This window comes from Pedobacter sp. N23S346, assembly GCF_048515415.1.
Classification (GTDB): Bacteria; Bacteroidota; Bacteroidia; order Sphingobacteriales; family Sphingobacteriaceae; genus Pedobacter.
The window spans coordinates 341763-354380 of sequence record NZ_JBLYEE010000001.1 but is presented as its reverse complement, the minus strand read 5'-3'; the positions used below and the strand labels follow the sequence as shown (position 1 = coordinate 354380).

General features: G+C 36.8%; 12 protein-coding genes. 6 read left to right on the top strand and 6 right to left on the bottom strand.

The features are described 5' to 3' along the window. Window positions 1-67: 67 nt before the first annotated feature. Window positions 68-721, bottom strand: a complete 654-nt coding sequence (locus ACN1CD_RS01505; protein ID WP_419128483.1) for a response regulator — start codon at window positions 719-721, stop codon at window positions 68-70. Beyond that, window positions 721-2601, bottom strand: coding sequence for a 7TM diverse intracellular signaling domain-containing protein (locus tag ACN1CD_RS01500; RefSeq protein WP_419128482.1), 1881 nt, complete (start codon window positions 2599-2601; stop codon window positions 721-723). The genes ACN1CD_RS01505 and ACN1CD_RS01500 overlap by 1 nt, the downstream gene beginning before the upstream one ends. Window positions 2602-2814: 213 nt before the next feature. Between ACN1CD_RS01500 and ACN1CD_RS01495 the strand changes: the two genes are divergently transcribed. Together ACN1CD_RS01495 and ACN1CD_RS01490 are read left to right on the top strand one after the other, a co-directional pair. Then, window positions 2815-3768, top strand: a complete 954-nt coding sequence (locus ACN1CD_RS01495; protein ID WP_419128481.1) for a hypothetical protein — start codon at window positions 2815-2817, stop codon at window positions 3766-3768. 43 nt (window positions 3769-3811) lie between these two features. Continuing rightward, window positions 3812-4807 carry a hypothetical protein gene (locus tag ACN1CD_RS01490; RefSeq protein WP_419128480.1) on the top strand — a complete coding sequence of 332 codons (996 nt, stop codon included), beginning with the start codon at window positions 3812-3814 and terminating at the stop codon, window positions 4805-4807. A 2-nt stretch (window positions 4808-4809) separates the two neighbouring features. Here ACN1CD_RS01490 and ACN1CD_RS01485 read toward each other — a convergent pair whose 3' ends face one another. The 3 genes from ACN1CD_RS01485 to rsfS form a co-directional block, all read right to left on the bottom strand. Further along, window positions 4810-5454, bottom strand: coding sequence for a LutC/YkgG family protein (locus tag ACN1CD_RS01485; protein WP_320463805.1), 645 nt, complete (start codon window positions 5452-5454; stop codon window positions 4810-4812). A gap of 93 nt (window positions 5455-5547) precedes the next feature. Further along, complete coding sequence (ftsH, locus tag ACN1CD_RS01480; RefSeq protein WP_419128479.1) at window positions 5548-7656, bottom strand: ATP-dependent zinc metalloprotease FtsH; 2109 nt, start codon at window positions 7654-7656, stop codon at window positions 5548-5550. Between the two features lie 27 nt (window positions 7657-7683). Continuing rightward, window positions 7684-8058 carry a ribosome silencing factor gene (rsfS, locus tag ACN1CD_RS01475; protein ID WP_419128478.1) on the bottom strand — a complete coding sequence of 125 codons (375 nt, stop codon included), beginning with the start codon at window positions 8056-8058 and terminating at the stop codon, window positions 7684-7686. A 44-nt stretch (window positions 8059-8102) separates the two neighbouring features. Here rsfS and ACN1CD_RS01470 point away from each other — a divergent pair, with 44 nt between their 5' ends. The 4 genes from ACN1CD_RS01470 to pfkA all read left to right on the top strand — a co-directional run bounded on the left by ACN1CD_RS01470 (window position 8103) and on the right by pfkA (window position 12158). Further along, window positions 8103-8879: a biotin--[acetyl-CoA-carboxylase] ligase gene (locus ACN1CD_RS01470; protein ID WP_419128477.1), complete on the top strand. Its 777-nt coding sequence runs from the start codon at window positions 8103-8105 to the stop codon at window positions 8877-8879. A 7-nt stretch (window positions 8880-8886) separates the two neighbouring features. After that, on the top strand, window positions 8887-9336 hold the full coding sequence (locus tag ACN1CD_RS01465) for a protein-disulfide reductase DsbD domain-containing protein (protein WP_419128476.1): 450 nt from the start codon (window positions 8887-8889) through the stop codon (window positions 9334-9336). A gap of 147 nt (window positions 9337-9483) precedes the next feature. Then, entirely contained in the window at window positions 9484-11178 is a 1695-nt protein-coding gene (locus ACN1CD_RS01460; protein WP_419128475.1) for a protein-disulfide reductase DsbD family protein, read from the top strand. Beyond that, the gene (gene pfkA, locus ACN1CD_RS01455; RefSeq protein WP_419128474.1) at window positions 11175-12158 is read left to right on the top strand and encodes a 6-phosphofructokinase; all 984 of its coding nucleotides are present in this window, start codon (window positions 11175-11177) and stop codon (window positions 12156-12158) included. Before ACN1CD_RS01460 ends, pfkA begins: the two co-directional genes overlap by 4 nt. Window positions 12159-12241: 83 nt before the next feature. On the opposite strand, the gene ACN1CD_RS01450 is transcribed toward pfkA, so the two are convergent. Beyond that, window positions 12242-12565, bottom strand: a complete 324-nt coding sequence (locus ACN1CD_RS01450; RefSeq protein ID WP_090497467.1) for a heavy metal-binding domain-containing protein — start codon at window positions 12563-12565, stop codon at window positions 12242-12244. Window positions 12566-12618 lie beyond the last annotated feature (53 nt).

The window sequence follows — 12618 nt, the reverse complement described above, 5'->3', positions numbered from 1 at the left end:
CGCATACTAAAACGGTATGTAGTATAAAAATATCAATTATATTCGAATAACGAAAATAAATAAAATTTTAGCGGTGCTTATTTTCTAAAGCAAACTTTAATAACCCTGCTTTACCAGTAACATTTAGCTTCTGCGCCATGTTTTTTCGGTGGGTATCTACCGTGTTTAAGCTGATAAATAATTTCTGTGCAATCTGTTGTGAAGTATAGTCATTACTGATCAGTTTCAGTATTTCCATCTCGCGTGAGGTGAGGTTGTTGCTTTTTTGAAAATGATCGTCAATGTTATGATTGGATACTAGATGAGGGTCGGATTTTGCCTTTTCAAAAAAACACGCTCCCTGTTGAATTCCTGAAATAATTTTAAACAGACTATCTGCGTCGGTATCCTTTTGAATAAATGCTTTCACGCCTATCTCTTTCAATTTAGAAGCTAATTTTGCGGTATGGTACATAGACAATACCATTATTTTAACAGATGGAAATAAGTGTCTGATTTTTTCGGAAGCGGTTTCTCCGTCAAGAATAGGCATATTTAAATCGATGATCAAAATATCGGGTAAATGATGATTGAGCAGATGTAAAATTTCCTTTCCATTTGCCGCCATTCCAATTATTTTAAAATGAGGCTGCTTAGAAAGAATGGCTGATAATCCTTCTGCAAAGAGTTTATGATCATCTGCGATCATTAACGTAATTGATTTTTGTTCAAAGCGCTCCATTATTTAAGGGGGATATCTATTGTAGTTGTGGTGCCATTTTTATTGCTGTCTACCAGGATATTTCCGTTTAAGTATTTTACACGGGAAAGAATATTCTGCATTCCTATTCCCTTTTTATCTGTATCAGGATTAAAACCAATACCGTTATCTTCTGCCATGATACTAATTTGTTTATCAAAAGATAAAATTTGTATGGTAGCTTTTGAGGCATAAGAATGTCTGATGATATTATTAATCAGTTCGTTCACAATGCGGTAAATGGTGATCTCCATTGTGCTTTCAATGGGGTGTTCTAACTGAAAAACGAAATCAAACTCAATTTTACTAGATTCGTTTAATGTTCTAAAATGTTCCTTTAACGTTTCAATTAAACCAGATTGCTCAAAATTTTTGGGCATCAGATTATGTGAAATCTCCCTCAGGTCTAAACAGGCCTTCTCAATCATACTGATCGTTTTATTATAAAAAACGCATTCATCATCAGTGAGCTGTAAAACCTTGTGCTGAAAGGCGGTGATATTTAGTTTAATAATTGAGAGTGTTCCCCCGAGATCATCATGAAGATCCCGGGCCAAACGGGTTCGTTCATCTTCTTGTGCATTAAAGATGCCATCGGCTAAATCTACCTGATGTTTACTCTTTTCTTCCAGCAGAATTTCTTTTTCTTTTTTAAGATAATTGTAGCGTTGTGTAAGGGCGAACGAAAGAAATATAATTTCAGCTGTTAAGCCCACTACCAGGCCATTCGGCTTTAATAAATTGAAATTTGTGATTCCCAGCGTGTTAAAAATATAGTTGAATACGCCAAGGAGAAGCATTACCGTTGCTATAAAATAATACCAGCCTAACTTGTATCCCGCTTTGATTCGTTCCACTACACAAATAATGATGACAATTACCGTAAGCAGCGCAAGGAAGTTATTGATGTAAAAAACAATTTTTTCGAGGATGATAAATGATTTGAAGAGCATTATTACGGGAATGATCGCCATGACCCAACAAAAGCGTTTATAGTAGTTTGTAAAGCGGAACATGCGACTGTTTGATTCATTCTGATTTACAAAAAGCTGCATTACCTGAATCAACAAACCACAGCTCAGTGAAGCCATAATCAGCCGCATATAATCCTGAAGTCCTGGCAAATTAGGATAAATCCACTGGAATGCCAATCCCTCTTCCTCAAGGATAAATATGAGCATGCAAAAAATGTAGATGGCATAATATAGATGGATATTATCCCTAACAGATGCAAAAAGCAGCAAATTGAAGATCATGGCAAATACAAATACGCCGGTATAGAATCCAAATAAGGTGTGTTGTGGAATTTCTGCCTGAATAATGTCTACATCGCGACCGATTGACATGGGCATATATAAATTTTGACCACGTTTATCGGCCCATAAAAAGTAAGTCGCTTTTTCATGGGCTGCCAATACCATTGGGTAGATAAAGCTGCGGTTACGATAAGGACGTTGTTTAAATGGGAAATGATCGCCGGTTAAACCCAGTGGATGAATTTTTCCGCTTTCATCCAGTTTATATAATTGTAGCTGGTTAATGCTCGAACTCTGCTCTTTAAACATCAGATGTACCGCTTGATTCAGTGTATTTTCCACATCGAAAGCAACCCAGTAATAAGATTGCGTATAGCCTTTGCTAAAGACTTTCCCCGGGGTTAACGGAATCAGTTTATTGGCGGCTTTATAACTGACAAGAGAATCGATAGTCAGGTTTAAATGCTTGTCTTCATAGAAATACCCATGCTTACTGATGCTGAATTTTTTGGCAGTATCAATTAAAATAGGATTTCCGGTTTGGGCAGAACATAAGCGTACAGAAAGATAAAAAAGTAAAATCAGATTGAATAAATTTTTATTCATCGTTGGAGCGTTTGCTAGTAAAAATATAGAATTTAAAATGTATTTGCCTTATAAGCCAACAAAATACTTCATTTAATATTTTGGGTTATGAGGCGCTAACTTTATAAAGGTAAGGCGTTTAGGAAAAATACAATATACCGGATAGTGGGTATATGCGGGAGGGATGTATTGATCTTAATTTTACAAAATCTCAAACAATCTAAAAACGCAATTATGAAAAAGCTCTTAATTTTATTAGTTTATTGCTTATTTATTGGCCAGTCTTTCGGTCAATCAAACGGAAAAAGCAATGATATTATCGGGAAATCGTTTGTAACGAAAACCAGTTTTTCTGTAAAATTTTATAATCCGATAAGCAAGAGAATTGATACAAGTTTATCTTTTTTATTGAAGAATGACACTAAATTTTACGTTTACGAAGTTGTTGATAGCGGTTATATTATCTCTGTATGGAATTATAGTGTTGATTTAAACAAAGTTGATTTTTATAATCGATTAGCTAAAAATAAACTACAGGATAGTGTTGCAATGAAATCGTTTAATAATAATGAAAACACCACAGTAGGATCAAAGAAAGTAGACTCTGTATATAAAATATTCAAATCAGATATAGGAATTGAATCAGCACAGATTAAAAATCGAACATCAAGTAATTTTAAATATAAAGACTTAGCTTATATTGATTTATGGGCGAATAACATGCAATTTTTTATTCCTCTTAAAGATTTTAATGATAAGTGCGAATCTATCTATCCTCATAAAATAGGATTTACATGGGGTTTTTTAACACTACCTATTAAAGCGAGATTTGGCAATGCTAAGGCTCCATTTACTTTTGAAGAAAAGATAAATTTTGGAATATCTGCGGGTGTAAGGTGGCAGCGTGTCAATAGGGTATATTCTGCAAGTAATTTACTAGGTGGGGTATCAGTAGGCGGTGTCAAGATCGATAAAGACAATTCGGCTTCTGCATTATCTTTTTCTGCGGGATATATGTATCAATATGATACATTCCAGATCGGCATATTTACAGGGGTTGACTTTATTGATAAATCTGCTGGGGTTAGCTGGGGTCACCAAGGCAAACCTTGGGTAGGTTTTGCAATTGGTTTTAGTTTGTTTGGTGAAGGTAAAACAACCGTGGCGGGTGAGCAAACTCAGAAGTAAGCTTACCAAAATCAACTGTCTCTTTAAAACTAATAATCCTCTTATGAAAAAAATCACGCTCTTATTTTTCACACTTTTTTGTTTCATAAACATCAAAGCACAAGATTCTACACGCTATCTGAATCTTCGGTTCATAGACTTTTATCGGGAGAATCATCCACTTTCATACATTGCGCCATTAGGAGAAATAGGTTCAAAGAATAAGTATGTTTTCTCGTCTAGATTAAGTACTTCATTTATGATAATTGGTACTAAAGGACAGCGATTTGCACTGGCCTTAGTACCAGATTTCACCATTAGAATGTTAGATCGGGATTCTAAACCAGTTTACACTCCAGATTTTCGCCTTGGCTTAGCCTTGTATTATAGATTGAATCGAGATGTAGATGACTATAAGTATGGTACTATTGGCTTAATGCATCATTCTAATGGACAAGACAAAACTCCCCGAGATGTTGTTGGCACATTGAATTATAAAAATTGGGATTTTTCTACTTACTATATGTACTTAAGATATAATTGGGGTAAAGTAGATAAGGAAGATATTGCCGTTTGGTCATCATTAAACCATCAAGTAGAGTTTAAGAACCTTATTTTTGGCTATAGCCCAATAATAAAAGGTGATTACGGATTTCAGAGAATTAATTATAATCTATCATACCGAACTTATGTCTACTTTAAAGATTTACTAACGCCTAATGATACCGTAATTACAAAAAGGGCAAAAGAAAAACTTACCGAGAATAATAATGGATCGCTAAATAAAGAGCGTTTTCGTTGGAATTTTGATATCTCTTACGCGATTAATAAATATGATCACTATAACTTTTTTGCTGCTAAAAGAAGGTTAAATGTTGAAGCAGCAGGCTACTATTCACCATCGTTTATGAGACAGACTGCTTTCACTGTTAATGTTGGGTATTATGGAGAAGATCCATATAATATTTATTTTAAGGATCGCTACGCTTGGGTTAGAGCGGGGATAGCTGTAGGCTTTTTAAAGTATACGGCGAAGAGCAAGGGCTACATTAGCAATTAAACTTAACTCAAATCATCGATCATAAATACAAAAAGCTCCTTCGGGCCGTGGGCACCTAAAACCAGCGTTTTTTCGATGTCTGCGGTTCTGCTTGGGCCGGTAATATTACTGATCATCGATGGAATCTGATTACCATACTTATTTTTTAGTAACTGAAAACCATCTTTAAGGTCTAAAACCAACTGACTGGTTTTTGCAATTACAATATGGTGGTGGGGGAAAATACTTAACCTTCTTCCGGCTGCACCCTGATTACTTACCATTACACTTCCATTACGGGCAATTAGCGCTTCGCAAAGTGTAATCCCAACTTCTGCCTGTTCAAAATCCTTATCAGTCTGGTAAAAGGGAAACTCATATTTAGCTAAAAAATCCTGAAGTTCAGGTTCCCAGCAATAGATTTTACGCCACTTGAATCGATCAGCCAGTTGGAGCATGTTTTCAAAAAAATCGATTCCATCTTCACAAAAAATAAAATTCCCTGATATCGCCGTAAGCTGTTCAGCAAATAAAACTTCGAGCTCCTCCGTATTTTTTTTATATAACGGACTTTCCTCTAGGTTTGGATATGGATTTTCACGCTTCTCTAAGAGCGCTTTTCTTATTTTTTTTAAGATCTGCTCTTTCGCTGTCGTATTATCTTTCATTGGGATAAAAAAATGAACCCTTGAACTTTTCAAGGCTCAAGGGTTCAAACATATGTATAATTGTGTTTATATGCAATTTAACGCATCGCAATACTAGGCTTTGTCTGAAGATGGATTTAATCCTGTTACTTCTTTATTGATGTCTGTATCGCTTACACCATCATGAATCAATCCTTCTGCAGCAGGGCTTTGATCGCCTGTTCCATTTACAAATTCATCATAAGTTGTACGCGTATCAAACGGGCGTTTACCCAAAATTTCTTCTAAATCAGCCTGGAATAAAATCTCTTTTTCCAATAATTTTTGTGCTAATTTTTCCAGGCCATCTTGTTTGTCTATTAGTAACTGCTTGGTTTTGATGTAAACATCACCAATCAATTTACGAACTTCAACGTCGATCAATTCTGAAGTTTTTTCAGAATATGGTTTGTTAAAATTATATTCATTCTGAGGATCATGGAAAGAAACATTTCCAACAGCTTCATTCATTCCATAGATACTTACCATGGCATATGCAAGCTTAGTAATCCGCTCTAAATCATTCTGTGCACCAGTAGAGATTCTACCAAAGGTAATATCCTCTGCAACACGACCGCCCATTGTCATACACATACCGTCTGTTAATTGCTCGGTAGTATATAAGAATTGTTCTTTAGGTAAATATTGTGCATAACCTAATGCTGCCACACCACGTGGAACAATGGAAACTTTAACCAATGGATCTGCATGCTCCAGAAACCAACCTGCAATAGCATGACCAGCTTCGTGATAAGCAACGATTCGTTTTTCTTCTGGAGAAATAATTTTATTTTTCTTCTCTAAACCACCAATTACACGGTCAATTGCGTCCTGGAAATCCTGCATATCAACCTGCTCTTTGTTTTTACGCGCAGCGATAAGTGCCGCTTCATTACAAACGTTAGCAATCTCAGCACCAGCAAAACCCGGTGTCTGTGCTGATAATTTTTTTGCATCAACTTCTTCAGATGTTTTGATTGGTTTCAAGTGAACATTAAAAATATGCTCACGACCAACTAAATCTGGTTTGTCAATAGAGATTTGTCTATCAAAACGACCCGGACGTAATAATGCTGAATCCAAAACATCAGGACGGTTCGTTGCTGCAAGAATAATAATTCCTGAATCAGTTCCGAATCCATCCATCTCCACTAATAGTTGGTTTAATGTATTTTCACGCTCATCATTACCACCCATTACACTGTTTTTACCACGTGCACGGCCAATGGCATCAACCTCATCAATGAAGATAATACATGGTGCCTTGTCTTTCGCTTGCTTAAACAAATCTCTTACACGTGATGCACCAACACCTACAAACATTTCTACGAAATCTGAACCAGATAAAGAGAAGAATGGTACTTGTGCTTCTCCGGCTACGGCTTTCGCTAATAAGGTTTTACCCGTACCTGGAGAACCAACCAATAATGCACCTTTAGGGATTTTACCTCCAAGGTTGGTGTATTTTTTAGGGTTTTTAAGGAAATCTACTATCTCCATTACCTCTTGTTTCGCCTCTTCCAGTCCGGCTACATCATTAAATGTGATGTTAACCTGGCTTTCTTTATCAAATAGCGTTGCTTTTGATTTACCGATACTGAAAATCTGACCTCCGCCAGCTCCACCACCGCCCATGCGGCGCATCATGAAAATCCAGAAACCGATTAAAAGTAATAATGGAAGACCAATGTTTACCAATAAGCCAAGGAAGGGATTACTACGGCTATCTTTTTCTGCCAGAATTGGTTTTTGACCAACAGGTAAGTTTTTCTGAGATTCTGCAAGTTGTTTATCTAACCCATCCATTGTTCCCGCATTAAAATATACGGTTGGACCAGTGTTAACAGCAGAAAATGTTCCTGTACTTTTATACTTTTTATATTCTGGTTTGTTTTTTAAGGCTTCTGGCTTTATATAAACTTCAACCTTAACCAAATCTTCTGATCTGAAAGCAACTAAGCGTTCTACATCTCCTGTTAAAAGCATTTTGCTTTCGAACTCGGGATAGTCTACTTTTTTGCCACCATCACTGGAGAACAATAGTTGAGCTGCAATAACAGCAATAATGATCGCGGCATAAATCCAGAAAACATTAAACTTTGGTCCTTTTTGTGGTTTTTTTGGGATGTTTGGGATTCTTTTTCCCAGTTTTTTACTGTCGTTCGTATTTTGATTATCGTTCATTTGTCTTGTTCAAAATGGTTCTAGAGGTTAAGCGCTTTGGTAATTGGTACTTTCGGCATCTCCCCACAATTCTTCTATGCCATAAAAGTGGCGCTTTTCTGTTTTAAAAATGTGCACAACCACGTCAAAATAATCAAGAATAATCCAATCAGCAGATTCCTGCCCTTCTTTATGTCTTGGATCGGCCTGGGTGGCCTTATATATCTCTTTTTCTACACTATCTGCAATTGCTTTTACCTGAGTGCCGGAGTTGGCACTTGCTATAATAAAATAATCTGCTACAGATGTGTGAATATTTCTTAGATCTAACCGCACGATATCTTCTCCTTTTTTCTCTTGTATGCCTTGTACAGCTAACTCAGAAAGGTATGTAGAAAGGGCTACTATTTTCTTTTTTACCATTAAAATGCTTTATTTTTGGAATTACAATATTATAAATTCAACACTTGCAAAATAACACTTTTTCGACACTATTTGTTGGTCAAAATTTAATCAAATTAAAAGAGGTTGATTCTACTAATAACTTTTTAAAGGATATGTTGTCAAAATCCGAGCCATTAGCAGAGGGCACTGTAATTATGGCAGACAATCAATTTTCAGGAAGGGGACAGCAACAGAGCGTGTGGCAAACAGAGCCTGGTAAAAACATTAGTATGAGTTTATATCTCAAACCGGTATTTTTACCCTTAGACAAGCAGTTTTACTTAAATATGGCGGTTAGCTTAGCTGTAAGTGAAGGCTTAAGTCAGTTTGTTCAGGAAGGAATAACGATCAAATGGCCCAACGATATCTATTATCTTAATAAAAAAATTGGCGGAATATTAATTGAAAACACACTGACAGGTAATACAATCAAATCATCTGTTATTGGCATTGGCCTGAACATTAACCAGGTAAATTTCACCGAAAGCATTAGGAGTAAAGCCACCTCCTTAGTGCAGATTTTACAAAAGGAAACTCGTTTGATTGAGATTTTGGAGAAAATTTCCATCTTTATGGAGAAATATTACCTGATATTGAAATCAGGCAACTATGACATTTTACAAAAAAATTACCTAAAGCAATTATACCATATCAACATTAAGGCGTCTTACCTTTATAATGGAGAGATTTTTGAAGGCGTAATCACTGGAGTTGAAGATGGAGGCCGGTTAGTAATACAGTCTAACAAAGGTCAGGAAGTTTTTAATTTCAAAGAAATAGAATTTATACACACAAAATAAACACACAATGAAAAAAATCACCCTTGCGCTATCTTTGGTATTATTTACCATTGCAGGAGCGTTCGCTCAAATTGAAAAACCAGTAACATGGTCTTATGCAGCAAAAAAAGTGAGCAAAACAGAAGCCGTTCTTTATTTGAAAGCAACCATTGATGACAGATGGCACATTTACTCTCAAAACGTTAAAGATGGCGGACCGGTAAAAACTACGTTTACATTCTCTCCTTCCAAAGATTTTTCATTGGTTGGAAAAACGGTAGAACCCAAAGCCATTACTAAATATGAAGATACCTTCAAAATGAATGTAAGCTATTTTGAAAAATCGGTTATTTTCCAACAAAAAATAAAATTGAACAAAGCTACAGCCGCAGTGAAAGGTAAGGTAGAGTTTATGGTTTGTAATGATCGACAATGTCTTCCACCAGAAGAGATTGAATTTAGTATACCAGTTAAATAGTTGATAATAAAATGTTTAAATGACAGTCCCGAATTTTCGGGACTGTTTCTTTTTAAAGTAAAATCTACGTTGTGCAAGGGTAATTAAACTCATCGTTTATAAAATTATGCTTAATTTCACGGCCTCAAACACACACGAAACACACAAATGAAAAAGGTTTTATTATTGTTATTAATGGCTGCAATGTTTTTAGCCTTGCCGGCCGTTAAAAGTTATGCCATGGTGGTACAAGATACCACGGCAACCGCTCCGCCAGATGATATGGCTTTTACAGAGGTTGGATCTGCGCAAGATAGCGCGGCCAATGGAATTGTTAAAGATTCTATAAAAAAGGATACGGTAAAAACGGCTGTTTCCCCTGTAACGACGAGTACAAGTGATACTGATAAGTTAACGCTTTGGCAAACTTTTATCAAAGGATTACTTTTTGGTTTCGCAGCCATTTTAATGCCTTGCATTTTCCCGATGCTCCCGCTAACCGTTAGTTTCTTTACTAAAAAGGCCGGAAGCAAAAGTAAGGCAGTTGGGCAGGCGGTAATTTATGGTATTTCTATCATCGTAATATATGTAGCATTAGGGATGCTGGTTACGATTGCCTTTGGGTCAGACGCTTTAAATGCCCTTTCTACAAATGGCATATTTAATGCATTTTTCTTCCTCATGCTAGTGGTTTTTGGCGCATCCTTTTTAGGCGCATTCGAGATCACTTTGCCGAGTGCCTTCGTTAATAAGATTGATGCTAAATCAGATAAAGGCGGGTTGATGGGCATATTCTTTATGGCTTTCAGCTTAGCCTTGGTTTCGTTTTCATGTACAGGGCCACTTATTGGTACTTTACTTGTTGATGCAGCATCAAAAGGTGATCGTTTAGGTCCGGCAGTTGGAATGTTCGGGTTTTCATTCGCACTCGCCATCCCTTTCGCTTTATTTGCCTTATTCCCTTCGTTATTAAAATCGCTTCCTAAGTCTGGTGGTTGGTTAAATAGCGTAAAAGTAGTTTTAGGCTTTATTGAGCTGGCTTTCGCATTTAAGTTTTTATCAAACGTAGATTTGGCTTATCACTGGAACTTATTAGACAGAGAAGTTTTTCTCGCCATCTGGATCGCCATCTTCTCTTTAATGGGAATCTATTTATTGGGGAAGATCAAATTCTCTCACGATAGTGATTTACCCTATTTATCGGTACCCAGAACATTTCTGGCTATTTTGGTATTTGCATGGGTGATTTATTTAGTGCCGGGAATGTGGGGAGCACCTTTAAAATCAATCAGTGCATTTCTCCCTCCAACGGCAACGCAAGATTTTGATTTAAATAATCTCACGGCGGCACAACCATCGGCAAGTGCGAAAACATCGATAAAAGAAAAGAAATATGCGGAGCTTTTTCATCGCTTAACGCCCAAAGGATTTGATCCTTATTATGATTTTGAACAAGCCAAACAGGCATCGAAAGAATTGGGTAAACCAGTTTTAATTGATTTTACTGGTTGGAACTGTGTAAATTGCCGGAAGATGGAAAATAATGTCTGGTCTGATGCTGAAGTTGCAAAAAGATTGAAGAACGATTTTGTAATGGCAGAGCTGGTAGTTGATGATAAAACGGAGCTGCCGGTTGAGGAACATTTTGTTTCTACCTTCAGTAATAAAAAGATCAACACCATTGGTAAAAAATGGAGCGATTTTCAGGCGGCAACCTTTAATAGTAATTCTCAGCCTCAATATGTAATTGTTGATGGGGATGGAAACGTTTTAGTACCTCCTCAGGGAGCAGATTATAATCCTGAAAACTACATTAAATTTTTAGACAGCGGAAAGGCAGCTTTCCAGAACAAAAACAAATGAGTAAGATAAAGAATATAGGTGTTTTAACCTCTGGTGGCGATTCGCCAGGCATGAATGCCGCAATAAGAGCTGTGATAAGGGCTTCAATTTATTACGATATAGAAGTAACGGGTTTTATCCGTGGTTACGAAGGATTGATCAATAATGATTTCATTCCTATGGATAGAAAATCGGTTGCGAACATTATACAGCGCGGTGGAACCATTTTAAAAACTGCCCGTAGTGAAGCTTTCAGGACTGTAGAAGGAAGAAAAACGGCCTATCAGAACCTTAAAGAAAAAGGAATTGACGCATTAGTTGTGATTGGTGGCGATGGAACATTTACGGGAGCAAATGTATTTGCCAAAGAATTTGACTTCCCTATTGTTGGCCTGCCAGGAACAATAGACAATGACTTAGCCGGAACGGATTTTACCATTGGTTATGATTCGGCAATTAATACAGTGATTGATGCCGTAGATAGGATCAGAGATACAGCAGAATCTCACGACAGGCTTTTTATTGTTGAAGTGATGGGCCGCGATTCTGGTTTAATTGCCTTAAGAAGTGGTATTGGTGTGGGTGCAGAGGCAATTATGATTCCTGAAGCAAATATGAATGCTGATGATATTTTGCATAAACTAGAGCATAGCCGGAAAGATAAAGCTTCGAAAATTATTATTGTTGCTGAAGGTGATGAAAATGGTGGTGCATTTAAAGTAGGTGAAATTCTCCAGGCTAAATATCCGCATTACGATACAAAGGTTTCGGTTTTAGGGCACATTCAACGCGGTGGTAAGCCAACATGTATGGATCGTGTTTTGGCTAGCCAATTAGGGGTTGCTGCAGTAGAAGGTTTAATTAATGGAGAAAGAAGTGTGATGACCGGGCAGGTGAATAAAGAAATTGTGTTTACGCCATTTGATCATGCAATTAAACACATTGATGCAGAAAAGGTAAGTTCAAAGTGGTTGAAGTTGATTGATATCTTATCTTTCTAATCACAATATTATGTAAAAAGAAAAGTCTTTCCCGCACCGGAAAGACTTTCTTGTTTTGCTTAGTTTTCGCAATAAGCAATATTTTAATCAGCTAAAATAACGGCTGTTCCATTGGCACTTACCATTAACATGCTTCCGCCACTCCCCACCGTTTCATAATCTAAATCTACACCCACAATTGCATTCGCACCTAAAGCGGCGGCATATTGTTGCATCTCATTTACTGCAGTGTCTTTTCCCTCACGTAGCACGCGCTCATAAGAGCTTGATCTTCCACCAACAATATCGGTAATGCCGGCAAATAAATCCTTAAAAATATTTGCTCCGATAATGGTTTCGCCCGTAACTAGGCCAATATATTTTATAATTTTTCTGCCCTCAACTGTAGGCGTTGTGGTTACTAACATAGTTTGATTTTTGGTATTAGAATATTTTGCTTGTAAAATGTTACATCTTCTAA